The 22591-nt window shown below is 66.9% G+C and carries 20 protein-coding genes; 8 read left to right on the top strand and 12 right to left on the bottom strand.

Annotation, left to right across the window (positions count from 1 at the left end; translation table 11 throughout):
- Nucleotides 1-2: 2 nt before the first annotated feature.
- The 3 genes from ACZ5YA_RS23065 to ACZ5YA_RS23055 are packed head-to-tail and all read left to right on the top strand — an operon-like array spanning nt 3 to nt 4113.
- Complete coding sequence (locus ACZ5YA_RS23065; RefSeq protein WP_464091276.1) at nt 3-2630, top strand: DUF2169 family type VI secretion system accessory protein; 2628 nt, start codon at nt 3-5, stop codon at nt 2628-2630.
- Nucleotides 2627-3685, top strand: coding sequence for a pentapeptide repeat-containing protein (locus ACZ5YA_RS23060; RefSeq protein WP_464091275.1), 1059 nt, complete (start codon nt 2627-2629; stop codon nt 3683-3685). Before ACZ5YA_RS23065 ends, ACZ5YA_RS23060 begins: the two co-directional genes overlap by 4 nt.
- Nucleotides 3686-3729: 44 nt before the next feature.
- Nucleotides 3730-4113, top strand: a complete 384-nt coding sequence (locus tag ACZ5YA_RS23055; RefSeq protein ID WP_059379414.1) for a DUF4150 domain-containing protein — start codon at nt 3730-3732, stop codon at nt 4111-4113.
- A gap of 15 nt (nt 4114-4128) precedes the next feature.
- On the opposite strand, the gene ccsB is transcribed toward ACZ5YA_RS23055, so the two are convergent.
- From ccsB to ACZ5YA_RS23040, 3 genes are all read right to left on the bottom strand, one after another.
- Nucleotides 4129-5496 carry a c-type cytochrome biogenesis protein CcsB gene (gene ccsB / locus ACZ5YA_RS23050; RefSeq protein ID WP_464091274.1) on the bottom strand — a complete coding sequence of 456 codons (1368 nt, stop codon included), beginning with the start codon at nt 5494-5496 and terminating at the stop codon, nt 4129-4131.
- A gap of 8 nt (nt 5497-5504) precedes the next feature.
- Entirely contained in the window at nt 5505-7583 is a 2079-nt protein-coding gene (locus ACZ5YA_RS23045; RefSeq protein ID WP_464091273.1) for a cytochrome c biogenesis protein ResB, read from the bottom strand.
- A gap of 118 nt (nt 7584-7701) precedes the next feature.
- Nucleotides 7702-8403, bottom strand: a complete 702-nt coding sequence (locus ACZ5YA_RS23040) for a c-type cytochrome (protein WP_041656906.1) — start codon at nt 8401-8403, stop codon at nt 7702-7704.
- Between ACZ5YA_RS23040 and ACZ5YA_RS23035 the strand changes: the two genes are divergently transcribed.
- The 3 genes from ACZ5YA_RS23035 (at nt 8402) to hemB (ending at nt 10281) form a co-directional block, all read left to right on the top strand.
- Nucleotides 8402-8530 carry a hypothetical protein gene (locus ACZ5YA_RS23035; protein WP_255509206.1) on the top strand — a complete coding sequence of 43 codons (129 nt, stop codon included), beginning with the start codon at nt 8402-8404 and terminating at the stop codon, nt 8528-8530. The two genes, ACZ5YA_RS23040 and ACZ5YA_RS23035, sit on opposite strands and share 2 nt — an antisense overlap.
- Before the next feature lie 114 nt (nt 8531-8644).
- Nucleotides 8645-9268 carry a ribosome biogenesis GTP-binding protein YihA/YsxC gene (yihA, locus tag ACZ5YA_RS23030; protein WP_008169015.1) on the top strand — a complete coding sequence of 208 codons (624 nt, stop codon included), beginning with the start codon at nt 8645-8647 and terminating at the stop codon, nt 9266-9268.
- Nucleotides 9265-10281 (top strand): porphobilinogen synthase, encoded by a 1017-nt coding sequence (gene hemB, locus ACZ5YA_RS23025; protein ID WP_118933119.1) that lies wholly within the window; start codon nt 9265-9267, stop codon nt 10279-10281. The genes yihA and hemB overlap by 4 nt, the downstream gene beginning before the upstream one ends.
- Before the next feature lie 57 nt (nt 10282-10338).
- Here hemB and ACZ5YA_RS23020 read toward each other — a convergent pair whose 3' ends face one another.
- The 7 genes from ACZ5YA_RS23020 to ACZ5YA_RS22990 all read right to left on the bottom strand — a co-directional run bounded on the left by ACZ5YA_RS23020 (nt 10339) and on the right by ACZ5YA_RS22990 (nt 18556).
- On the bottom strand, nt 10339-11223 hold the full coding sequence (locus tag ACZ5YA_RS23020; protein ID WP_059379447.1) for a DMT family transporter: 885 nt from the start codon (nt 11221-11223) through the stop codon (nt 10339-10341).
- A gap of 138 nt (nt 11224-11361) precedes the next feature.
- Nucleotides 11362-12072 carry an ABC transporter ATP-binding protein gene (locus ACZ5YA_RS23015; RefSeq protein WP_054457241.1) on the bottom strand — a complete coding sequence of 237 codons (711 nt, stop codon included), beginning with the start codon at nt 12070-12072 and terminating at the stop codon, nt 11362-11364.
- Between the two features lie 36 nt (nt 12073-12108).
- Nucleotides 12109-13884 (bottom strand): branched-chain amino acid ABC transporter ATP-binding protein/permease, encoded by a 1776-nt coding sequence (locus tag ACZ5YA_RS23010; RefSeq protein WP_280015342.1) that lies wholly within the window; start codon nt 13882-13884, stop codon nt 12109-12111.
- The gene (locus ACZ5YA_RS23005; protein WP_059379409.1) at nt 13881-14804 is read right to left on the bottom strand and encodes a branched-chain amino acid ABC transporter permease; all 924 of its coding nucleotides are present in this window, start codon (nt 14802-14804) and stop codon (nt 13881-13883) included. The genes ACZ5YA_RS23010 and ACZ5YA_RS23005 overlap by 4 nt, the downstream gene beginning before the upstream one ends.
- A gap of 32 nt (nt 14805-14836) precedes the next feature.
- The gene (locus ACZ5YA_RS23000; RefSeq protein ID WP_059379408.1) at nt 14837-16024 is read right to left on the bottom strand and encodes an ABC transporter substrate-binding protein; all 1188 of its coding nucleotides are present in this window, start codon (nt 16022-16024) and stop codon (nt 14837-14839) included.
- 76 nt (nt 16025-16100) lie between these two features.
- Nucleotides 16101-16868: an SDR family NAD(P)-dependent oxidoreductase gene (locus ACZ5YA_RS22995; protein ID WP_059379407.1), complete on the bottom strand. Its 768-nt coding sequence runs from the start codon at nt 16866-16868 to the stop codon at nt 16101-16103.
- Nucleotides 16865-18556 carry an FAD-dependent oxidoreductase gene (locus ACZ5YA_RS22990; protein ID WP_240633312.1) on the bottom strand — a complete coding sequence of 564 codons (1692 nt, stop codon included), beginning with the start codon at nt 18554-18556 and terminating at the stop codon, nt 16865-16867. Before ACZ5YA_RS22990 ends, ACZ5YA_RS22995 begins: the two co-directional genes overlap by 4 nt.
- Nucleotides 18557-18769: 213 nt before the next feature.
- On the opposite strand from ACZ5YA_RS22990, the gene ACZ5YA_RS22985 reads away from it, so the two are divergent.
- Nucleotides 18770-19618, top strand: coding sequence for an IclR family transcriptional regulator (locus tag ACZ5YA_RS22985; RefSeq protein WP_118933123.1), 849 nt, complete (start codon nt 18770-18772; stop codon nt 19616-19618).
- 105 nt (nt 19619-19723) lie between these two features.
- On the opposite strand, the gene dsbD is transcribed toward ACZ5YA_RS22985, so the two are convergent.
- Together dsbD and cutA are read right to left on the bottom strand one after the other, a co-directional pair.
- Entirely contained in the window at nt 19724-21613 is a 1890-nt protein-coding gene (gene dsbD, locus ACZ5YA_RS22980) for a protein-disulfide reductase DsbD (protein ID WP_464091272.1), read from the bottom strand.
- The gene (gene cutA, locus ACZ5YA_RS22975; RefSeq protein WP_059379404.1) at nt 21613-21960 is read right to left on the bottom strand and encodes a divalent-cation tolerance protein CutA; all 348 of its coding nucleotides are present in this window, start codon (nt 21958-21960) and stop codon (nt 21613-21615) included. The genes dsbD and cutA overlap by 1 nt, the downstream gene beginning before the upstream one ends.
- A 122-nt stretch (nt 21961-22082) precedes the next feature.
- Here cutA and ACZ5YA_RS22970 point away from each other — a divergent pair, with 122 nt between their 5' ends.
- Entirely contained in the window at nt 22083-22520 is a 438-nt protein-coding gene (locus ACZ5YA_RS22970; protein WP_059379403.1) for an HIT family protein, read from the top strand.
- Nucleotides 22521-22591 lie beyond the last annotated feature (71 nt).

The raw sequence follows: 22591 nt of genomic DNA, 5'->3' as shown, positions 1-22591 counted from the left end.
CCATGAAGACCATCAAGCCGTTCCGCCTGGGCCTGCTTACCCGCCCCTACCGCTGGCAGCGCCGCGACGTGCTGGGCGTGGCGGTTTTCGCGCTGGTCGATATCGCGCAGGCGCCCACGTTGCTCATGGACCAGGAACTGTGGAAGCTGGCCGGCGCCGAAGCCGGCGGCCTGCTGGACCTGGCCACGCCCAAGCTATGTCCGGAGGTGCTGGTCGCGGGCCACGCCTACCCGCATGATCCCGCGAGTCCCGGCGCCTGCGCCGTGCGCCTGAAGGTGGGCGCGATCGACAAATCATTGCTGGTCTTCGGCGACCGCTACTGGCTTGATGGCAAGGCCACCGCCCCCCAGCCCTTCGAGCGCATGCGTCTGGACTGGAGCCGCGCCTACGGCGGCCCCGGCTGCGCGGAGAACCCGCTGGGCATCGGCGCGCAGGAAGAAGACGTCAACGGCGTGCGCGTGCGCCGGCTGCCCAACATCGAGCACCCGCAGGAGCGCGTCGCGTCGCCCTCCCAGCGCGTCGCCCCCGCCGGTTTTACGGCCATGCCCATGGACTGGCCGCAACGGGCCGCGCTGCTGGGCCGCCAGTATGGCCAGCAGTGGCTGGAGCATGACTTCCCGGGTTTCGCGTCCGACATGGATTGGCGCTTCTTCAATGCCGCGCCGCCCGACCAATGGGGCCCCGCCAATTCGGCGCTTGCTGGCGGCGCCGACTTTGAGCTGTGGAACATGCACCCTGAACACGAGGTACTGCGGGGCCGCCTGCCCGACTGGCGCGCCCGCTGCTTCGTCAGCCGCCAGACCGACGGCAACGCGCTTGAAGAAGTCGCGCTGCGCCTGACCACGGCCTGGTTCTTCCCCGACCGCGCGCAGCTGGCGCTGATCTGGCACGGCGCGCTGCCGGTGCGCGAAGATGACGCCGCCGATATCCTGCACATCATGCCCGCGCTGGAACACGCCGGCCAGGCGCGCGACATGGCGCATTACCAGACGGTGATGGGACAGCGCCTCGAGACCGAGCTCGGCGCGGTCCATGCCCTGCTGGATGCCCAGCTCGTGCCGGAAGACATTTGCGGCGAGCTGCCGCAGGCGGCCATGGAAGCCACGGTCCAGCGGCCGTCGAACCGCAACCTCCATGCCGGCGCGGCACGGCGGCATGCCCGCGAGCGCGAATCGCTGCTCGCCCAGGGCCTGGATCCCGACCTGTACATGGTTCCCCTGGAGCCGGCGTCAAAGGCGCCGGACCTGGCCGACCTGCCTCAGACCATCCTGCGCATGCAGCAGGAGCTGGAAGAGGCCAAACGCCTGTCCGGCGGACCCGCCGCGCGCGCGCTGGCCGATCCCAACCTGCCGTCCATGGCCGCGGTCTCGGGCGTCGACGTGGACGCGCTGCGCAAGCTGGAAGATGACGGCAAGCTTCCCGCCGGCTTCGACCCGCGCGTGGTGAAGCGGCACATCGCCGACTTCGATGCCAACCCTCACGCGCAGGCCGAGCGCGGCGTACAGCAAGCCGCAGATTCGCCGCCATCGCTCAGCCAAACCCTGGGCCCGCAGGTGCATCAGGCCTATCAGCAATCGGCGCATCAGTTCGCGCCGCCCCCGCCCATGCCGCCGTTGCGCGCACGGCGCACGCGCATGAAGCTGGAAGCGCGCCTGAAAGGCGATCGCGATTGCCGGGACATGAACCTGACCGGCGCGGACCTGAGCGGCATGGATCTTTCCGGGGTCGACTTCCAGCGCGCCATCCTGGCCGGCGCCCGGCTCGCCGGCGCGCGGCTGGACGGCTGCAACCTCGCCGACGCCGTGCTGGCCGGCGCCGACCTGACGCGCGCCAGCGTGCGCGGCGCCGACATGTCGCGCGCGAACCTGGGCCGCACGCAATGCGTGCAGACGGACTTCACCGAAAGCCGCATCACGGAGACCATCTGGGACCATGCCAGCTGCGAGGATTGCAGCTTTGCCGGCAGCGTCTGGCTGCTGGGACGCCTGCATCAGGCGCGCTTGCGCGGTTGCGACCTGAGCGGCGCGTCATTCGAACAATGGGCCGCAATGATGGCCGCCTTCGAGGATTGCCGCTTTCACGAAGCGCGCTTGAATCAGTGCGTGTTCATGCAGGGAACGATGGCGAACGCCGATTTCTCCCGCGCGGACCTGCTGCGCGTCAGCTTCATGGACGTGGAGTTTTCGGGCCGCCATAGCCTGGAGAACGCCACGCTCGATGGCTGCGCCTACGCGGGACGCGTAGCGCTTGCCGGCGCATGCCTGCGCGGCATGCAGTTCAAGGTGGGCAGCATGCGTGGCGCGATGCTCGATCGCGCCGACTTGCGTGGCGCGCAACTTGCCGCCAGTGACTTTTCGAACTGCAGCCTGCGGGAAGCAGACCTCAGCGGCGTGGCCGTCCCCGACACCCACTTCGTGCGCGCCGATTTCACCGGCGCGCGGCTGCGCAACGCCAACCTGATCAACAGCCTGCTCGGCAAGGCCATCCTGCTGCGCGCCGACCTGACCGGCGCCAACCTCTTTCGCGCCGATGTCGCGCAGGCGCAGATGGACGGCAGCACCGGGCTGGACGACGCCCATACCCAGGGCGCCAAGCTCTGGCCGGCCCGGCAGCCGGAGAACGCCGCATGAATCTGGACCAGTTGCTGGACCAGGTGCGCCACGGCGAGCCGATAGCGCACCTCAGCCTGGCGGGCCAGGACCTGCGCGGCCTGGACCTGGCGGGCGCGTTCTTCGATCAGGTGGATTTGAGCGGCGCCAGGATGAGCGGTTGCCAGTTGCAGGACAGCCAATTCCTCAACTGCGTGCTGGCTGGCGTGGACGCCGCGGACGCCAATCTGGATATGGCCCGGCTGTTTCGCTGCCAGGCCCGCGGCGCGGTGCTGGACCGCAGCCACGCCCATGGCGTCAGCTTCACCGAATGCGATCTGGGACAGGCCAGCCTGGAAGGGGCCGAGCTGCGGGAAGCGGCTTTCAACTCCACCTCGCTCGAAGCGGCCTCCTTCCGTTCCGCCCGCGTGGAGCGCTCGGTGTTCTCGCGCGGCGCGCTTGCGCGTGCCGACCTGTCTCAGGCCCGGATGAGCTACACCCTGCTCCACCAGCTGGACCTGCGCAGCGTCGTGCTGGCGGGCGCCAGCGCGGAAAGCACCATGTTCATCGAATGCGATCTGACGGCGCAGGACTTCTCCTCGCAAGCCTACCCGCTCTGCCATTTCACCGACAGCCAGCTGGACGGCGCGGACTTCCGCAATGCCGACCTGCGCCAGGCCGGCTTCAAGGGCGCAACGCTGCGCGGCGCGCGCTTCGCTGGCGCGTCGGCCCCACAGTGCTTGTTCCCTCAGGCCGACCTGAGCGGCGCCGACCTGCAGGGCGGCCGTTTCGACGGCGCCATCTGGGCCGAGGCGACGCTGGACGGCGCGTCCTTGCGCGGCGCCAGCCTGTCGCTGTGCGTCTTCCAGCGCGCGCGCTGCGCCGACACCGATTTCCGCGGCGCCAACCTGACCGACGCCGATTTCTCGCTGGCCGACCTGGGCGGGGCCGACCTGCGCGACGCCACGTTCCTGCGCACGCGCATGCATCGCGCGTTGACGCACGGCGCGCGTTGGACGCAGCGCCGCGGCATCATCGAAAACGACGCGCCCCTGCTTGAAGCCGAACTCTGGTCAGCCGGACGCGCCCCCCTTTGACCCCACGCGGCATCGCCGCCCCCTCGCCGCACAAGGAGATCAATATGCTCGCAGTCTGCCAATTGCCCAGCCTGGCCGTGGGCGTACCCGACGTCTGCAAGACCCCGGTGCCGCCGGTGCCGCACATCGACACGGCGACGTCGTCCATGGGTATCCCCGTGGTCTGGAATGTATGGTTGATGGCCGCGCCCGTGCACAACATGGCCACGCTGATACCCGTCACGCTGGGCGATACCGCCGGCGTGGGCGGTGGCCTGATCTCGCAGACCTTCATGGGACAGTCGCGCTACATGACGGGCGCGTTCACCATGCTGGTGCGCGGCGCGCCCATCGTCCGCATGACCAGCCTGACCCTGCAGAACACCATCAATGCGCCCGGCGTCAAGGTGTACTCGCCCCAGCCCGTGATGGTCGTGCTGAAGGCCTGAACAGGCCGTCAGCGACTACAGCTCGCCGTAGGAGTGCAGCCCGGACAGGAACATGTTCACGCCCAGGAAGGCGAAGCCGGTGATCAGCAGGCCCATCAGCGCCCAGTAGGCCGCCATGGTGCCGCGCAGGCCCTTGATCAGGCGCATGTGCAGCCAGGCCGCATAGTTGAGCCAGACGATCAGCGCCCAGGTTTCCTTGGGGTCCCACTGCCAGTACGCGCCCCAGGCGTCGGCCGCCCACAGCGCGCCCAGGATGGTGGCGACCGTGAAGAACGCGAAGCCGATCGCGATGGCGCGATACATGATGTCGTCCAGCACTTCCAGCGAGGGCAGCGCCGCTGCGATGCGGCGGCGTCCCAGCAGGATGGCGCCCACGATCACCGCGCCCACGCCGAAATACAGCATCCAGGTGGCCGACAGGCCGTCGGTGCGGAACACCATGGGCTCGGCGCACAACAGCACGCCCAGCACGAACAGCGGGGCCAGCTTGGCCCAGGACGTGGTCTGGCCGTGCTGCTTGACCAGGTAGGCAAAGCCCACCATGGCGGCCAGCGAGAAGGTGCCGTAGCCGATGAAGTTGGCGGGCACGTGCAGTTTCATCCACCAGCTCTTGAGCGCCGGCACCAGCGGCTGGATCTGCCCGGCATCGCGCGTGAACGAATACCACAGCAGGAACACCACGGCCGACGTCACCACCAGCATCACGAAGCCGCCCAGCGCGCGCGTGGCGTACTTGCGTTCGTAGTAGAGGTAGAACAGCGCCGTGATCAGCGCAAACAGCACGAACACTTCATACAGGTTGCTGACCGGGATGTGGCCCAGGTCCGGGCCCATCAGGTGTCCTTCGCGCCAGCGCACCAAAAGGCCCGTGACGCCGGCGAACACCGCGCCCCAGCTCAACGCCGTGCCCAGCCAGGCGGCCGTGGGGCTGAAGAAGCCGATCCAGTAGCAGACCATGGCCAGCGCGAACAGCGCGCACATCCACAGGATGGCGGATTGCGAGGAGAACAGGTACTTCAGGAAGAACACCTGCTCGGCGCGGGCCAGGTCGTTGCCGTACAGCATCAGCGCCAGTCCGGCCGCGATGGCACAGGCGACCATCAGGTGGCGCAGCGGACGCCACAACCAGCCCATCCAGGCCAGCACCGGCACGGTGCCGCACAGGATGATCTTCTCGTAATAGTCCATCGCGTTGCTGTAGCGGGTCAGCGCGAAGCCCGCACCCACTGCCAGCAACAAAAAGAAGACGATGTCGGTCCAGTCAGGCCTGCCGCGCTGGGCGCGGCCATCGCCGGTTTCGGACAAGGCGTCCTGCCAGAGCTGGTCCGGCGAGGCTGCCAGCGACTGCGGCGAGGAGGGATGCGTGGTGGTCGTAGTGGACATAGGAAACCTTAAGACCTCTTCTGGCGCAGCAGCGCCTGCTTGAAGCGTTCAAACTCCTGGTTGAAGTCGAGTGTACGCTTCTGGGACGTCATGGCCGCCAGGACGCTGCTGCCGCCGCCTTGCGGCTTGATCCAGATCCAGATGCGGCGGTCTCGAATATAGAACATCGAGAACACGCCCAGGACCAGCAGCAGGCTGCCCAGGTAGACGGTGTTCTTGCCGGGCGTACGGCTGACCTGGAACACGCTGGCCTGCACGTGCTTGAAGTCCGCCAGCGACAGGAACACCGGCGCCGGGTAGACGGTCAGGTCCGACAGCGCGGCCACGGACAGGCGCGACCAGACGGCGGCGCGTTCGGCCTCCGGGCCCTCGGTGGCCACGGGTGGCAGGCCGGCGCGCTCGCGCTCGATGGCGCGCAGTTCGTTCATGCTGGCGCCGATCAGGCGGATCACCACGTCGGCTGCCCGTTCCAGGTCCTGCGGCGGCGTATTGGCCTGCAGGAACGCCGCCACGGCTTGCAAGCCGCCGGAGGAGAAGGTTTCCAGGGCGCGCTCGGCGGCCGTCTGTAGCGGCTGACGATCCGTCCCCGCAGGGCTGTTGCGTTCCGCGAAGCGGCGCGCGGCTTCCTGGCGCGCCGCGGGGTCGGCCAGCGTCGCGCGCAGGCGCATGAATTCGGCGATCGAGCTGTCGTCGTCGGCCGGAATGCGCAGGTAGCGGAACGGCTCGGAGGCGTTGTTGCGCACCCCGGCCAGGAACACGGCGGCGCCGTCCAGCTCGACGGGCAACATGTAATTCTGGAATTCGTGGGCCTGGCCGGCGTCATCGATCAGCTTGTACTCGACGCTGGGGCCGACGTTGCGCAGGTTTTCGTTCTTTTTGCCCGCGGCGCTGCCGGATACCGACGCGACATGGTCGGCGAAGCTCTGGTTGCCGCCCTTGGGCGCGCCCCCGGTCAGATCCTCGACGTTGATGGGCCGCAGGGCCGTAATCTCGATGCCCATGCTGCGCGCGCCGCGGGCAGTGTGAGCGGTTACTTCGCTGGTCTTGCCCACCGTGCCGTCAACCGCGAAGGTAGCGGCGTCAGATCCTACTAGCGGGTAGCCTTTCAGCGTCACCGCGCTGCCGCCGTCGTCAAAACTGGACTGGTAGACCGTCATGCCCTTGAAGCGCAGCGGCTCGTTGACCTCGATGGTGGAGTCGAAACTCTTGCCGGTGTCCGGGTCGGTGACCTCGACCTCGCTGGCGAAGCGGCTGGGCATGCCGGTGGAGTAATAGTCGACCACGAACTTCTTGAGCTTCAGCGTGAAGGGCATGGGCTGCAACAGGGCGCCGTCGCCTACCATCACGACTGCCGTGCTGGCCTGACCGCCCTCCGGCACCAGCACGCTGGCGCGGAAACTCGGGTTGTCGACCGACAGGCGGCCGCTTTCCGGCACTTCCGAGATCAGCATGTTCTCGACGATGGGCTTCTTGCCGCCGAACATGACCTGCAGGCGCACCGGCAACTCGCTGTCCAGCAAGCCGCCGATACAGATGATGACCATGGCCGCGTGGGCGAACACATAGCCCAGGCGGTTGGCGCTGCCCTTCTTGGCCGCCAGCAGCACGCCGTCCGCGTCCTGGCGTTCGCGTACGGCATAGCCCAGCCGGCCCAGCAGGGATTTGAGGCCCGCGGCCGTCTGCGGCACGTCGGTGGGCTCTTCGGTTTCCACCCGGTGCGGGAAGGCGCGCAGGCTGCTGGCGCGCACGTGCTCGCGGAACGAACGGGCATCGCGCAGCATCTTGGGCGCGTTGCGGATCAGGCAGACCGAGGTCGACACGACCAGGAACCCCATGATCAGCAGGAACCACCAGCTGTTGTAGACGTGCCAGATGGAGAACTTGTCGAACACTTCGAACCAGAACGGCCCGAACTGGTCGATGTAATTGTTGGACGAGCGGTTCTGCTGCAAGACCGTTCCCACCAGGCTCGCCACGCAGATGAACATCAGCAGGCTGACGGCGAAACGCATCGAGCCCAGCAATTCGAAGAAATCGCCGGGCAGGCTGCGCAGGGAAGGACGGGAGTGTGTACGGGTCGAATTCATGAAAAAAGGGGGGCCGCGCTATCGGCTACCCCCCTCATAGACAACGCGCGGCGGAACCAGGTTCCGCTGCGCTGAGTTTGCAGAACGCGGACCAGCCGCGCGCGTGGCTGGCTGGCGCCTACCGCAGACCGGCGGCGTAGTCCGACACGGCCTTGATGTCGGCGTCCGACATGCGGTCCGCGATCGCGAACATGACGTCGTTCTTGCGGTCGCCGCTGCGGAACAGCTTCAGCTGCTCTTCAATGTACATGGGGAACTGGCCCGACAACCGGGGGTACTGGCTGGGAATGCCCGCGCCATTGGCAGAATGGCACGAGGCGCAGGCCGGAACCTTGCGATCCGGCAAACCGCCGCGCCAGATCTTTTGACCCAGATCAACCAGCTTCTCCTGGCCGGCCGTGGCGGGCTCCTTGAGCGGCTGCTGCGCCAGGTACAGCGCGATGTTCTGCATGTCGGCGGGCGTCAGGTTCTGCGCCATGGCCGTCATCGGGGTGGGATTGCCGCCCGCGCCATTGCGCACTGGCAGCTTGGCGCCAGGCTTGATCTGGAAGTCCGCCAATTGCTTGGCCAGGTACTCGTGGGACTGCGCGGCCAGATTGGGGTTCACCGGGATGGTGCTATTGCCCGCCGCGCCATGACAGGACGCACAGGCGATGATGCCCCTGGCCGCATCACCCTGGTCAAACAGCTGTCCGCCCTTGGCGGCATCTGGTTTTACCGGGCCCGCGGCGCCTTCGGCGGCGAAACTCGTAGTAGATAAGGCGGAGGCGCCGAGCAACAGCCCGCTCGCAACCAACATCCGGGACAGCACACGCTTCATGAAGACCTCGACGATCGCATCGATCAAGGCGCAAAAAGGCGCCCACGCCTGCCCGCACACCCTGGAATACCGTATCGAACCTGTTTTGCCTTCCTGCCTGCGATGTTGCTGCGAGCTTGCCGGATAAAGCGATCAGCAAGCCAAACAGTAAGCAAAAAAGACGGCTCCGCGCACGGGGACCACTGTTGCAAACGCCGGATTATACAATAGGGCTCGAAACCAACCGTATCCAAAGCCACCCGTGTCCCTCCTACATCGCGCCTCTTTCCTCACTTCCGCGGCTCGCCTCGACCAGTTGCCGGCCGCCGGCGCTCCCGAGGTCTGCTTTGTCGGCCGCTCCAACGCCGGCAAATCCACGGCCATCAACGTGCTGTGCAACCAGCGTCGTCTTGCCTTCTCCAGCAAGACGCCGGGCCGCACGCGCTTGATCAACATGTTCGGCTTGCCCGACCCCCTGGATCCGGAAGGCCACATCGGTTATCTCGTCGACCTGCCCGGCTACGGCTACGCCTCCGTGGCCCGCAACGAAAAGGAAAAGTGGGCCGACATCCTGGGCGGCTACCTGCGTGACCGCGAATCGCTGGTCGGCATCGTACTGCTCATCGACATCCGCCGCGGCGTCACCGAACTGGACCGCCGCCTCGCCAACTTCATCGCCCCCACCGGACGCCCGGTGCTGGCGCTGCTGACCAAGGCCGACAAGCTGCCCTACGGCCAGCGCATGCGCACCGTGTTCTCCGTGCGCAAGGACCTGGCCGACATCGGCGCCTTGCACACCATCCCCTTCTCGGCGCCCGAACGCATCGGCCTGGAAGAGGCCGGCGCGCATATAGAAAACTGGATTTCACCCAAGGTCGTACCATGAACCCGCAGATCATCTCCCCTGAATTCCCGGTATCCCGCCCGCGCCGCCTGCGCCGCGACGACTTCACCCGCCGCCTGGTGCGCGAGAACGCCCTGACGGTCAACGATCTGATCTACCCCGTGTTCGTGGCGGAAGGCACCGGCCTGCAACAGGCCGTGCCGTCGCTGCCGGGCGTGGTCCGCTATTCGCTGGACACGCTGCTGCCGGTGGCCCGCGAATGCGTGGAACTCGGCATTCCCGTGCTGGCGCTGTTCCCCGCCATCGACCCCTCGCTCAAGACGCCCGACGGCATCGAAGCCACCAACCCGAACGGCCTGATCCCGCGCGTGGTGCGTGAACTGAAGAAGCAGGTCCCCGAACTCGGCATTCTGTGCGACGTGGCGCTGGACCCCTACACCAGCCACGGCCAGGACGGCGTCATCGACGACAACGGCTACGTCATCAACGAAGCCACCGTCGAAATCCTGGTCAAGCAGGCGCTCACGCAAGCCGAGGCCGGCGTCGACATGGTCGCCCCCAGCGACATGATGGACGGCCGCATCGGCGCCGTGCGTCGCGCGCTGGAAGCCAACGGCCACATCCACACGCAGATCATGGCCTACTCCGCCAAGTACGCCAGCGCCTTCTACGGCCCGTTCCGCGACGCCGTGGGCTCGGCCACCAACCTGGGCAAGTCCAACAAGATGGCTTACCAGATGGATCCGGGCAACCTCGACGAAGCCCTGCGCGAAGTCGCGGCCGACCTGCAGGAAGGCGCCGACATGGTCATGGTCAAGCCCGGCATGCCTTACCTGGACGTGCTGCGCCGGGTCAAGGACACGTTCCGCGTGCCTACCTTCGCCTACCAGGTCAGCGGCGAGTACGCCATGATCAAGGCCGCCGCCGCCAACGGCTGGCTGGACCACGACAAGGTCATGATGGAAGCGCTCCTGGCGTTCAAGCGCGCCGGCGCCGACGGCATCCTGACGTACTTCGCGATCGAAGCCGCGAAGCTGCTGAAGAGCCAGCGTTAAGCGCTTGCGGCATCGCCGGCCGGGCCTGTACCGGCCGGCCGCGACGCTTGCCGCGGATCAGGTCTTGGCGGCCGCATTGCGGCCCGCCGCCGGCGCCCCGCGCCGCAATCCCAGCCAGGTTCCCCCCAGCACGCAGGCCAGCCCCGCGACGTGCGTGGGCGTGACGTGCTCATCCAGGAACAGGGCCGCGAACAGCAGGCCGAAGATCGGCAGCCAGTTCACGAACAAGGCGGCGCGGCTGATGCCCAGCCGCGCAATGCCGGCATTCCAGACGATGTTGCTGACGCCCGAGGCGATCACCGCCGAAAACAGCAGCACCAGCCACGGCCACCACGTCATCTGCCAGGTATCGCCCTGATAGGTCGCGGGCGTCAGCGCCGCGTGCACCACCAGCATCAGGCCACCGGCCAGGTACATGTACCAGAGCATGCCCAGCGGATCCATGCTGCGCGACATGCGCTGGATCACCAGCCCGCCGCAGACGAACACCAGCACCGCCACGAACACGATGGCATCGCCCCAGCCCGTCAGGCCGATCCGCGCGCCGCTGCCGACCACCACCATGCCCACGCCCAAGAGGCCCAGCAAGGCGCCGGAAATGCGCACCAGCGTCAGCCTCTCGCGATAGAAGATGGCTGCCAGCAGCGCCGACAGCAAAGGGCTGGTCGCCATGATGAGCGTGCCGTTCGCGGCCGAGGACACCCGCAGTCCCGTCACCAGCGCCATCTGGTGCGCATACACCACCAGGAAGCCCGCCAGCGCGACCCAGCCCAACTCCGCGCGACCCAGCCGCGGAATGCGGCCCCGGCGGGCCTTGATGATGAGGGTGACGGTGATGAACGCGATGACGATGCGCACGGCCGCCAGGGCCTGCACATCCATGTGCAGCGTCAGGTACTTGACCGAGACGATGTTCAGGCCCCAAGTGGCCATGACGAACATCAATTGAAGATAGATAAGACCGGTGCGGTCCTGGCTTGCATCAACTGTCGGGGACGTCACGGGCGCCGGCCTGGAAGGAAAATGGGACGCGCCGCCCACGCGGCGCCGCGGACATGGTATCGCGCCTGGGGCCTGGACTCAATGCGCGCCGAGATACGCCGCCCGTACGTTGGGGTCGCGCAGCAGTTCCGCGCCCGAGCCGCTCAACGTGATGCGTCCGGTCTCCAGCACATAGGCCCGGTCCGCCACGCCCAACGCCTGGTTGGCCATCTGCTCCACCAGCACGATGGTCAGCCCGTCGTCGCGCAGCTTGCAGATCGCCGCGAAGATGTCCTGCACGATCAAAGGCGCCAGCCCCAGCGAGGGTTCGTCCAGGCACAGCAGGCGCGGCTCGCTCATCAGGGCGCGCGCCATCGCCAGCATCTGCTGCTCGCCGCCCGACAAGGTGCCGGCCAGCTGCTCGCGCCGTTCGCGCAGCCGCGGGAACAGCCGGTAGCCGCGCTCCACGCCTTCGGCCACTGCCGCGGGGTCCCTGCGCCGGATGTAGGCGCCCAGCACCAGGTTGTCGTAGACGGTCTGGTCCGCGAACACGCCGCGCCCTTCCGGCGACAGCGCCAGGCCCAGGCCCACGCGCTGATGCGCCGCGACCTGCGTGATGTCGCGCCCGTCGAAGGTCACGCGTCCGCCCTGCAAGGGCTCCAGGCCCGCCACGCCCTTCAGCAAGGTGCTCTTGCCCGCGCCGTTGGCGCCGATGATGGTCACGATCTCGCCCGCGCGGATCTCCAGCGACACATCGCGCACCGCCTGGATGGCGCCATACGAAATCTGCACGGATTCTAGTTTCAGCATCGTCTTGCGGCCTGTTCCTATGCCTATGGCCTGGCCTCAGGCCATGCCGGTTCCCAGATACGCCTCGATCACGCGCTTGTCCGCCTGCACCTGGGCGGGCTTGCCCTCGGCGATCTTGATGCCGTAGTCCAGCACGATCACGTGATCGGAAATCGCCATCACCAGATCCATGTGGTGCTCGACCATCAACAGCGTGATGCCGCAGGATGCGCCGATGCGCACCAGCAGCTCGCCCAGCTCCGCGGTCTCCTGCGGGTTCAGCCCAGCCGCCGGTTCGTCCAGCAGCAGCAGGGTCGGCTCCGTCGCCAATGCGCGCGCCAGTTCCACGCGCCGCTGCAGGCCATACGGCAGGCTGCCCGCCGGCGTGTCGGCCAGATGCTCCAGGCCCACCATGCGCACCAGCCGATAGGCGTGCTCGCGCGCGCGGCGCTCCTCGGCGCGTGCGCTCGGCAGACCCAGCAGCGATGCCCAGAAACCGTTCTTCATGCGGCTGTGGCGGCCCAGCAGCACGTTGTCCAGCACCGACAGCTCGCCGAACAGGCGCAGGTTCTGGAAGCTGCGGCCTATGCCCAGCTTGCAGATGACGTGCGGCCGCTCGCCCGCAATGTCCGTGCCCTGGAAGCGGACCACGCCCGCGTCCGGCAGCACCACGCCGCTGAGCATGTTGATAAGCGTGCTCTTGCCCGCGCCGTTCGGTCCGATCAGGGCGTGCACGTGGCCGCGCCGCAAGCAGAAGGAAATGTCCTGCGCCGGCTTCACCCCGCCATAGGCCTTGGACAGGCTCTCGACCACCAACAGCAGCTCTTCCTGCGCCGCAACCGCCGGCTTGGCCATGGCCGGCGCCGCCGCCTCGCTGCCGCCGCCTTGCGGCCGCGCATCCGCGACCCGGCGCGCGCGGCGCGAGAACAGACCCATCACGCCGCCCGGCATGAAGTACAGCGCGAACAGCAGCAACGCGCCGTAGAAGAAATGCTGCACCGACGGCCAGCGCGCCAGCATCGCATCGATGATGGTCAGCGCTATCGCTCCCACGGCCGGCCCCGCCTTCGAGCCCGCCCCGCCGAACAGCACCAGCAGCAGAATGAAGATAGACAGATTGAAGCCGATGAAATCCGAGTTGATGTACTGGTTCTGCTGCGCCACCAGCGCGCCCGCGATGCCGCAGGTCACGGCCGCCACCACGAAGGCGATGACCTTGGCGCGATACACGCGCACCCCGACGGAAGACGAGGCGATCTCATCGGCCTGCACCGACAGCAATGCGCGTCCGAAGCGTCCGTCCAGCACGTTGCGCAGCAGCAGCTGCGTCGCCACGCACAGCACCAGCGCGAACCACACCCACTGTTGGTTGGTGAACGGGTTGCCGCCCCAGGTCAACGGCATGATGCCGAACAGGCCCGAAGGGCCGCCGAACACGTCCACCCATTCTGTGACGATCTTCTCCATGACGATGCCGAAAGCCAGCGTCACCATGGCCAGGTACGGCCCCTTAACGCGCAGCGACGGCAGGGCGATCAGCACGCCGAACACGCCGGCCACCACCGGCGCCGCGGCCAGGGCCAGCCACGGATCGACTTGCCAACGCGAGGTCAGCAAGGCCGCCGTATAGGCGCCGGCCGCAAACAAGCCTGCCTGGCCCAGCGACTTCTGTCCCGCATACCCCACCAGCACGTTCACGCCCGCCGCGCACAGGTAGTACACGCAAGCCATGAATACGATGCGCAGGTAGTAATCGTTGTCCACCAGGGCGGCGAATACGGCGAGCGCCGCCGCCAGCGCCACGGCGATCAGGGTCTGGCCGTGCCGCTTCATACCTTCTCCACCAGACGCTTGCCGAACAGGCCGGTGGGCTTGACTGCCAGCACCAGGATCACCAACCCGAAGATCGCCACTTCACGCCATTGCGACTGCCAGAGGTTCACATAGGACTCCAGCAGCCCCAGCACGAAGCCGCCCAGCACGCAGCCGCGCGGATTCGACAGGCCGCCTATCATCGCGCCGGAAAAGCCCTTCAGCCCGATGGCCAGGCCCATGAATATCGAAGCCGACGTGATCGGCGCGACCAGAAAACCCGCCAGGCCGGCCAGCGCCGAACTGGCGAAGAAGGCTCCGGTCATCACTGCGTTCACATTGATGCCCATCAGGTTGGCGACCGCGGGATTGGCGGCCACGGCCCGCATCGCCTTGCCCAGCACCGTGCGGTTCATGACGCGGTCGAACAGCACCATCACCACCACCGCCACGGCGAGCAGCAGCAGTTCCTGGCTGCGCACGCCCGCGCCGAACACGCGGATCACCTCGTCGCCGAAGGGCGCCGGCACCGTGACCGGCGCGGGTCCCCAGACCGCGAACGCGGCGCTCTGCAGCAGGATGCCGAAGCCTAGCGTGCTCATGACCCAGGCCATGCCCGGGCGCGAGGCGAACGGCCGCACGCCGAACACGTACAGCAGCACGCCCAGCAAGCCCATCACCAGCACCGCCGCCAGCCCGGCCAGCAAGTACTCCCAACCACTCAGTTCCAGGCCTGTGAAGGCCGCGGTAGTGATCGGCTTGCCGGCAAACAGGAACAAGGCGCCTACCCCGATGAACGCCCCCACGGACACGAATTCCCCGTGTCCGAAGTTGAGCGTGCGCGTGGTCGTGAACGTGATGCTGAAGCCCAGCGCCACCAACGCATACGCGCCCCCTACGGCTAGCCCGCTGACGAGCGCCTGCAACAATGTCGCCAACATGATGGCCCCTTATGCCTGTCGCTGTCCTGCTGCTACTTGGCGACGGCGACGGTCACGTCATCCGCGTAAGGCACCAGCTTGCCGTCCTGCCAGTGCGCCCACTTGTAGTCGCTTACCAGCAGCGCGTCATGCACCGTGGCCGAGAACGGCTTGGTGTAGGTCTTCATCGCGCCTTCGTAGGTGCCATCCAGGTTCTCCAGCGCCAGGCGCACCTTGTCGCCATCGGTGGAGTTCGCCTGCTTGATCGCCATGCCCAGCAGATTCATGCCGTCATAGGCATGCGCCAGAAAGCCGAACGCGGTGGGCGAGGTCATCTTGGCCGATACGCGGTCATACAGCTTCTGCTGCGCGGCCGTGCGGTTGTCGGTGATGGTGCGCAGGAAAAAAGGCTTTTCCGACAGCGTCTTGCCCGCCGTGTCGTAGAACGCGATGTTGTCCGCCGCCCACGAGGTCAGCGTCAGCGGGAACCAGTTGATCTTCTCCATGCTGCGGAACACGTGCGCGATCGGCGTGCTCTGCGCCCAGATCACCACCGTGTCCACGCCCGCCGCCTTCAGCTTGTTCAACTGCGAGGTCATGTCGGTATCGGCCACGCCGAACTTCTCGACCGCGACGGCCTTGACGCCCTGCGCCGCGCCCACTTCCTCCAGGTCCTTGAGCGCGCTCTGGCCGTAGCCGGTCGTCTCGATCATGAAGCCCACGTTCTTGACCTTGGGATTCTTCTTCAGGTAGCCGATCACGCCATCGACCTGTTCGCGGTCCACCATGCCGACGCGGAACATGTAGTTGTCGGCGCCTGCGCGCATGGGCTTGGTGATGTCGGTGCCGGAACCGATGGCGCCCATGACGGGGATCTTCTTCTGGTTCGGGATGTGCTTCCAGGCGAGCGCGTTGCCCGAGTTGGTGGGGCCGACGATGGCCACGACCTTTTCGTTGTCGATCAGGTCCGTCATGTTCTGGATCGACTTGGGCGGCTGGGACAAGTCATCGCGAACCACCAGCACCAGCTTGCGTCCGAGCAAGCCGCCATTGGCATTGATGTCGTCGATGGCCGTGCGCAGGCCCAGCACCGCGGCCTGCCCGCTTTGCGCGGACGGCGAAGCCGACAGGTCGCCGTTGAAGCCGATCTTGATGTCCTGGGCATAGGCCTGCGCGCCCACGGCCAGCGCGCACAAGGCGGCCGCCTTGGACAAGGTGGAAAAAATCCCCGCTGCTTTCATCGTTGTCTCCAGTGTTTTTCAGATGTGCTGCACGTCGATGATTCTTTTTTCTGTCCCTCGCCCGTGGAGCCTGGCGCTATACCGCGAGGTAGCCGCCATCCACCGGCAGGGACACGCCTGTCACGTACTGCGCCATCGGCGAAGCCAGGAACACGGCGGGGCCCACCAGGTCTTCGGGCTGTCCCACCCGTCCCAGCGGAATGCGCTGCATGAAGTTCGCCAGCCGGGCGGGATCGTCCCGCGTGTACTGCGTCATCGGCGTTTCGATGACACCCGGCGCAATGGCGTTGACCCGTATGCCGTCCGGCGCGAGGTCGCGCGCCATGGCCTGCGTCATCATCTTTACGCCACCCTTGGACGGCGAATAGCCCAGGGTCGCGCCCACCCCGGCAAACGACGCGATGGAGCCCACGTTGATGATGACGCCGCGCGTGGCGCGCAACGCCCCCAGGAAGGCGTGGATCATGTTGAAGCTGCCGTTCAGGTTCACGTCCAGCACGCGACGCCAGTTCTCGGCGGCGCGCGGACTGTCTATGCCTTCGCGGATCAGGATGCCGGCGTTGTTAACCAGCACGTCGATCGGCCCCACTTCCAGCTGCACCTGCGCCGCGATCGCCGTGCATGCCTCGGGGTCCGTCACGTCGAGCGCGTGGCTCCAGGCCTCTCCGCCCGCGGCGATGATGGCGCTTGCCGTCTGCATGGCGTTATCGGCCTGCACGTCGGTCGCCACCACGCGCGCGCCCGCAGCCGCCAGGCCCAGCGCCAATGCCCGTCCGTTGCCCTGCCCCGCTCCCGTCACCAGGGCAAGCTTGCCCTGCAGCAGCCCCGCCGTCGCGGCGCTCATGCGGCCGCCTGCGCGGAAGCGTCCGCAGCTTGCTCGCGCGCAGCGGCCTTGCCGGCGGCTGCAATGCTCTGGCCCGCGACGTAACCGAAGGTCAGCGCCGGACCCAAGGTGATGCCCGCGCCAGGGTAGTTGCCTCCCATGATGCTGCAGGCGTCGTTGCCCACGGCGTACAGGCCGGGTATGACCGCGCCCAGCTCGTTCAATGCGCGGCCCTGGCCATCGACCTTCAGGCCGGCGAAGGTGCCGATATCGCCGATCATGACCTTGATCGCGTAATACGGCCCTTTCACGATGGGCGCCACGCAGGGATTCGGGCCATGCAGCGCATCGCCTTGATAGCGGTTGTAGGCCTTGCTGCCCTTGCCGAATTGCGGATCACGGCCCAGCGCGGCCTCGCGGTTGTACGCTTCGACCGTCTGGCGCAGGCTGCCGGCATCGATGCCGGTCTTCTGCGCCAGCTCCGCCACCGACGCACCGCGAGTCAGATAGCCTGTGTCCAGGTAGCGCTTGATGGGCAACGGGAACGGCGCCACGCTGCCCAGGCCATATTTGCGCAGGGTCTTGTGATCGCAGATCAGCCAGGCGCAGGTCTCGCCCTGTCCCTCGCATGCGCGCACCATCTCCTGCACGAAGTCATGGTACGAACTGCCTTCGTTGGTGAAGCGGCGGCCATTGCGCGTGACGGCGATGACGCCCGGCTTGGCGCGGTCGATGAAGTGCGGCATGTAGCCCGGGCTGCCGTCCTTGCGTGTCACCACGGACACCGGCACCCATGCCGCGGCATTGGGCAGGGCGGTATTGACCTGCCCGCCCGCGCTCTCGGCCAGGCGCAGCCCGTCGCCGCTGTTGCCCGTGGGCGATGGCGAATAGTGTTCCGTGCCGTTGGGTGCGTGCGCATACAGCTGCTTGCGGCGTTCGATGTCATAGGGAAAGCCGCCGGAAGCCAGCACCACGGCGCGCGCGGCGCGCACGCGCACGGTCGCGCCATCGCGCTGCACCACCGCGCCGCGCACGGCGCCATCTTCGATGATGAGCGACCTGGCCGGCGCGTTCAGCCACAGAGGCACGCCCAGCTTGAACGCGGAGGCGGCCAGCCGGCCGGCCAACGCATTGCCGTTGGTCAGCGTCATGCCGCGGCCATGCTTGGCCACATCCAGGAAATGCCGGCTCAGGCGCTTGGCCACGTACCAGGCCGAGGCCAGCGAGCGCGTGACCCGCATGAAATGCACGATCTCCTTGCCCGAGCCCAGCATCATGCCGAACACGGTCAACTCGGGCAGCGCGGGCGCCAGGTCCCTGACGTGGGCGCCGAGCTTGCGGCCATCGTAGGGCCGCGCCACCATTGAACGTCCGCCCTGCTTTCCGCCGGGGGCTTCCGCGTGATAGTCGGGGAACACCAGCGGCATGTCGAACTGCACTTCGGTGTTCGACGTGAAGAAGTCGACAGCGCGCGGCCCCTGCTCCAGAAAGGCATCCACGCGTTCGGCGTTGTAGCTGTCGCCGGCTTCGTGACGCAGATAGGCGCGGCCTTCGTCCGGTGTTTCATGGATGCCCTGCACCTTGGCCAACGAGGTGCCCGGTATCCACAGCCAGCCGCCGGAACGCGCGGTGGAGCCGCCAAAGCGCGGCTCTTTTTCAACGATAAGGACCTTCAGGCCTGACGTTGCCGCGGTGATTGCAGCTGCCATGCCCGACGCGCCCGACCCGACCACCAACACGTCGCAGTCGTATTGACGAGAATCTTCCACGTTGTCTCCATACCCTTGGGGCGGCTTGCTCCCGATCGCGAAACCAGGGCAGCCTTCTTATTCTTTGGACTGTAGAGAACGCATTTGATAATGTCAATATGGTTCACGATTAGCGAAAGTACTAACATAGGCAACCTCATTCGATAAAAGAAAATGGCCACCAGACCCAGCTCCGGCAAGCGCAATGCCGATCACGCTCCCGCCTCGCCGCCGCGCAGACGCGGCATCCAGTCCATCGAAGTCGGCGGCAAGATCCTGCTGGCGCTGCTGGAACACTCGTCTTCGCTACCACTGGGCGCGCTGGCGAAGGCCGCTGGCATGTCGGGCGCCAACGCCCACGCCTATCTCGTCAGCTACGGCAATCTGGGCCTGGTCAGGCAGGACCCAAACACCGGCGAATACGAGTTGGGGCCGCTCGCGCTGCAGCTGGGGCTGGCGGCGTTGCACCGGCTCGATCCCATCAAGATCGCCATCCCGATGACGCGCGAGTTCGCCGAAAGAACCGGACAGACCATCGCCATCGCAGTGCTGGGCAACCTGGGGCCAGTCATCGTGCATCTGCACGAATCCAACTACCCCATTCACGTCAACATGCGCACCGGCACGGTCATGTCGCTGACCAACACGGCAACGGGCAAGGTGTTCGCGGCGTTGCTGCCACCCAAGAAGATAGAAAGCCTGCTGCACGAAGACCATCTGCGCCTGGGCGCAGTGCCTTCATTGGGCAAGACGGAGAAGTTCGAACGGACCCTGCGCGAAGTCCGCCAGCGCGGCGTCGCGCGCGCCATGGGCGATCCCATCCCCGGCATCAACGGCCTGAGCGCGCCGGTGTTCGACTCGAACGGCAACGTGGTGCTGGTGATCACCGCCATCGGCGCCGCCGGCGTGTTCGACGTACGCTGGACCAGTCCGCTGATCGATGACATCAAACGCTGTGCCGACGCGATCTCGGCTGAACTGGGCTGGCAGAACCGCGACGTGCGCGCGACGCGCCAGAGCTAGGACCGGCAACCCAATATCGCCACGCGGCAAAAGGCCGCTGCATGGATGCATCCGCGCAGCGGCCTTTGTGTATTTCGAGTCAGCCTTGCGGCAAGGCTGCGATGCTCAACGCAGCAACACCTTGTCCAACGATTCGGTGAAGCGCTTGGCATCCTGGAAGCCCACCACGCGCGCCTCGGGCAGCTCCTTGCCGCCCGGCTCGAAGAACATGATGCCGGGTGGACCGAACAGGCGGAAGCGCTTGAGCAGCGCACGGTCATCGGCGTTGTTCGCGGTCACGTCGGCCTGCACCAGCAGCATGCCCGACATGCGCTGCGCGACGCCCGGATCGGTAAAGGTGAAGCGCTCCATCTCGCGGCACGACACGCACCAGTCGGCGTAGAAATCCAGCATCACCGGCTGACGGCTTTGCGCCAGCAAGGCATCCAGTTCGGCGTTGTTGCGCACGCGCTGGAAATGCACTTCGCCGCTGCTGGCCGCCACGCCTGCGGGCGCATCGGCGCGCGCCGCAAGGTGCGACAGCGGCTGCAGCACGTCGCGTCCGCCGCTGGCCGCGCCGATCAGCCAGGCCGCGGCCGCCAGCGCCAGCAACAGGCCTACGCCCTTGCCGAACATGCGCGCGGCGCCCGCGCCATCGGGCAAGGCATCGAACGCCCGCAGCATCACCGCGGCAACCACAGCCAGGAAAGCCCAGCCCGTCATCTGCACCCAGGTCGGCACCACAGGGATCAGCATCCACCAGGCGGTCCCCAGCAAGAGCATGCCGAACAATCGCTTCACGCCGTCCATCCAGGGACCCGCCTTGGGCAGCAAGGCGCCCGAGGACGCGCCCACGATCAAGAGCGGCACGCCCATGCCCCAGGCCATTGCAAAGAGCGCCGACCCGCCCAGCACCACGTCCCCGGTCTGCGAGATGTACAGCAGTGCGCCCGCCAACGGCGCGGCCACGCAAGGGCCGACGATCAGCGCCGACAGCGCGCCCATCACCAGCGCGCCGGTGTAGCGCCCGCCCGGAATGCGCGCAGAGCGTTGCGACAGCCAGCCCTGGATGCCTGCAGGCATCTGGAACGTAAAGGCATCGAACATGGCCAGCGCCAACACGGCCAACAGAATGGCAAACAGCGTCAAGATCCAAGGCGTCTGCAGCCAGGCGGCGAGTCCCGCTCCGCTCAGTCCGGCCGCCACGCCCAGCGCGGTATAGACCACGGACATGCCCAGCACGTAGGTCGCGGCCAGGGCCAGACCCCGACCGCGCGACGGCCTGGCCTGCGCGGCGCCGCCCAACACGATGGAGGACAGGATGGGGATCATGGGCAACACGCAGGGCGTGAAAGCCAGCAGCAACCCGAGCACCAGGAACACGCCGGCGGTCTTCACCCAACCCAGGCCGCCCAAGGCGTCGGCCAGGCCGGTGTCGCCGGCATTGACCAGCGCGCCAAGGCCGCTGGATGCGCCGGATGCGGCTGCGGAAATACCTCCCGGTCCGGCCAGCGCATAGCCGCCAGCCACTGGCGTGAGCTTCACGCTGCTATCCATGGGCGGATAGCACAGCCCCGCATCGGCGCAGCCTTGTGCGGTCAGGGTCAGGGTGAAGGGCTGTCCGCCCGCGGCCACCGGCACGCGGATCGCCACGTCCTGGTGGAAGACCTCCATGTCCTTCTCGAAGGTCGGGTCGTACTTGACCTCGCCCTTGGGATAGACGGCCTCGCCCAGCTTGGCCGCGCCGATGGGACTGATGGTGATGCCAAAGCGCTCGCGGTACATGTAGTAGCCGGGCGCGACGCGGTAGCGCAGTTCCAGCATTTCAGGCGCCACCATCTCGGCGCTGAATACGAACGCCTTCTCGGGCTCCAGGAACTCGGCCTCGGCGCGCGCGGCAGCCTGCCAGCCCAACAACAGCAGCATCATGGCCAACAGGGCCAACCACTGCCTGAAGAAGGCGCGCGACGCGCGGGACTCGCGCCGGAGCGCGCCGATACCGACTAGTTGCAACATCAGTCTCTCTTGTTCTGCGTGACGGCCGTCTGTTCACGCACCCAATCCAGATAGGGCGCCGCGCCGCCGATGACGGGCAGCACGATGATCTCGGGCACATCGTAGGGATGCATCTGCGCCAGGGCCTGCACTACAGCCTCGTGGCGCGCGTATGTGGTCTTGATGTGGATGGGGATTTCTTCCGCCCCTTCGACCTCTCCTTTCCACATGTAGATGGACAGGCCCGGCGCGCCAAGGTTCACGCAGGCGGCCAATCCGTCTTCGACCAGGACATGCGCGATCCGCTTGGCCAGCAGCAGGTCGGGCGCATTGCTGATGACCAGCACAACGTCGTCATCTCGCAACATGGAGGCTCCTCGGAATACCCGTATGGGATGTAACTCGGGGTATTTTATCGGTATTGCGGCCATCGTCCGGATCCGCCGGGCCAGAACGCGCCGCCATGCCACCCGCACCCACCGAGGCACGCATGTCCGATAACTGCCTGTTCTGCCGCATTGCCCGTCACGAAATCCCCGCGCACGTGATCCACGAAGACGAACGCCTGCTGGCCTTTCTCGATATCCACCCGGTGCGCCCCGGGCACGTGCTCATCATCCCCAAGCAGCACTATCCCTATTACGAGGACATGCCGGCCGACTTGGCGGGCAGCATCCTCAACCTGGGCCAGAAGCTCGGACGCCACATGAAGCGCCTGTATGACGTCGAGCGCGTGGGCTTCGCCTTCACCGGCATCCACGTGGCACATGCGCACGCCCACGTCATCCCCATGCATCATCCGCAGGACGTCACGTCCACCCAGTACATCGAGCAGCAGGACCTGACCTTCAAGATGCCGCCCCAGCCCGCAGCCGAGGCGCTGGCCGCGACTGCCGCGCAACTGCGCGGCGAGCTGCACGCCTCGTAACGCGCGGCGGCCGCACAAAAAACAAGGGCGGGTCCGAAGACCCGCCCTTGTCGCTTATCGAGCTACCGAAA

It is taken from the genome of Achromobacter sp. JCM 18799, from assembly GCF_055395645.1.
Note: the sequence above shows the minus strand (reverse complement) of the source record. Positions and strands in the feature narration are given on the sequence as shown.

What these genes read in the sequence shown, in the direction of transcription:
- ACZ5YA_RS23065 (WP_464091276.1), top strand. Translation starts at nt 3, where the DNA reads ATGAAGACCATCAAGCCGTTCCGCCTGGGCCTGCTTACCCGCCCCTAC.
- ACZ5YA_RS23060 (WP_464091275.1), top strand. Translation starts at nt 2,627, where the DNA reads ATGAATCTGGACCAGTTGCTGGACCAGGTGCGCCACGGCGAGCCGATA.
- ACZ5YA_RS23055 (WP_059379414.1), top strand. Translation starts at nt 3,730, where the DNA reads ATGCTCGCAGTCTGCCAATTGCCCAGCCTGGCCGTGGGCGTACCCGAC.
- ccsB (WP_464091274.1), bottom strand. Translation starts at nt 5,496, where the DNA reads ATGTCCACTACGACCACCACGCATCCCTCCTCGCCGCAGTCGCTGGCA.
- ACZ5YA_RS23045 (WP_464091273.1), bottom strand. Translation starts at nt 7,583, where the DNA reads ATGAATTCGACCCGTACACACTCCCGTCCTTCCCTGCGCAGCCTGCCC.
- ACZ5YA_RS23035 (WP_255509206.1), top strand. Translation starts at nt 8,402, where the DNA reads ATGAAGACCTCGACGATCGCATCGATCAAGGCGCAAAAAGGCGCCCAC.
- ACZ5YA_RS23040 (WP_041656906.1), bottom strand. Translation starts at nt 8,403, where the DNA reads ATGAAGCGTGTGCTGTCCCGGATGTTGGTTGCGAGCGGGCTGTTGCTC.
- hemB (WP_118933119.1), top strand. Translation starts at nt 9,265, where the DNA reads ATGAACCCGCAGATCATCTCCCCTGAATTCCCGGTATCCCGCCCGCGC.
- ACZ5YA_RS23020 (WP_059379447.1), bottom strand. Translation starts at nt 11,223, where the DNA reads ATGTTCGTCATGGCCACTTGGGGCCTGAACATCGTCTCGGTCAAGTAC.
- ACZ5YA_RS23015 (WP_054457241.1), bottom strand. Translation starts at nt 12,072, where the DNA reads ATGCTGAAACTAGAATCCGTGCAGATTTCGTATGGCGCCATCCAGGCG.
- ACZ5YA_RS23010 (WP_280015342.1), bottom strand. Translation starts at nt 13,884, where the DNA reads ATGAAGCGGCACGGCCAGACCCTGATCGCCGTGGCGCTGGCGGCGGCG.
- ACZ5YA_RS23005 (WP_059379409.1), bottom strand. Translation starts at nt 14,804, where the DNA reads ATGTTGGCGACATTGTTGCAGGCGCTCGTCAGCGGGCTAGCCGTAGGG.
- ACZ5YA_RS23000 (WP_059379408.1), bottom strand. Translation starts at nt 16,024, where the DNA reads ATGAAAGCAGCGGGGATTTTTTCCACCTTGTCCAAGGCGGCCGCCTTG.
- ACZ5YA_RS22995 (WP_059379407.1), bottom strand. Translation starts at nt 16,868, where the DNA reads ATGAGCGCCGCGACGGCGGGGCTGCTGCAGGGCAAGCTTGCCCTGGTG.
- ACZ5YA_RS22990 (WP_240633312.1), bottom strand. Translation starts at nt 18,556, where the DNA reads ATGGCAGCTGCAATCACCGCGGCAACGTCAGGCCTGAAGGTCCTTATC.
- ACZ5YA_RS22985 (WP_118933123.1), top strand. Translation starts at nt 18,770, where the DNA reads ATGGCCACCAGACCCAGCTCCGGCAAGCGCAATGCCGATCACGCTCCC.
- dsbD (WP_464091272.1), bottom strand. Translation starts at nt 21,613, where the DNA reads ATGTTGCAACTAGTCGGTATCGGCGCGCTCCGGCGCGAGTCCCGCGCG.
- cutA (WP_059379404.1), bottom strand. Translation starts at nt 21,960, where the DNA reads ATGTTGCGAGATGACGACGTTGTGCTGGTCATCAGCAATGCGCCCGAC.
- ACZ5YA_RS22970 (WP_059379403.1), top strand. Translation starts at nt 22,083, where the DNA reads ATGTCCGATAACTGCCTGTTCTGCCGCATTGCCCGTCACGAAATCCCC.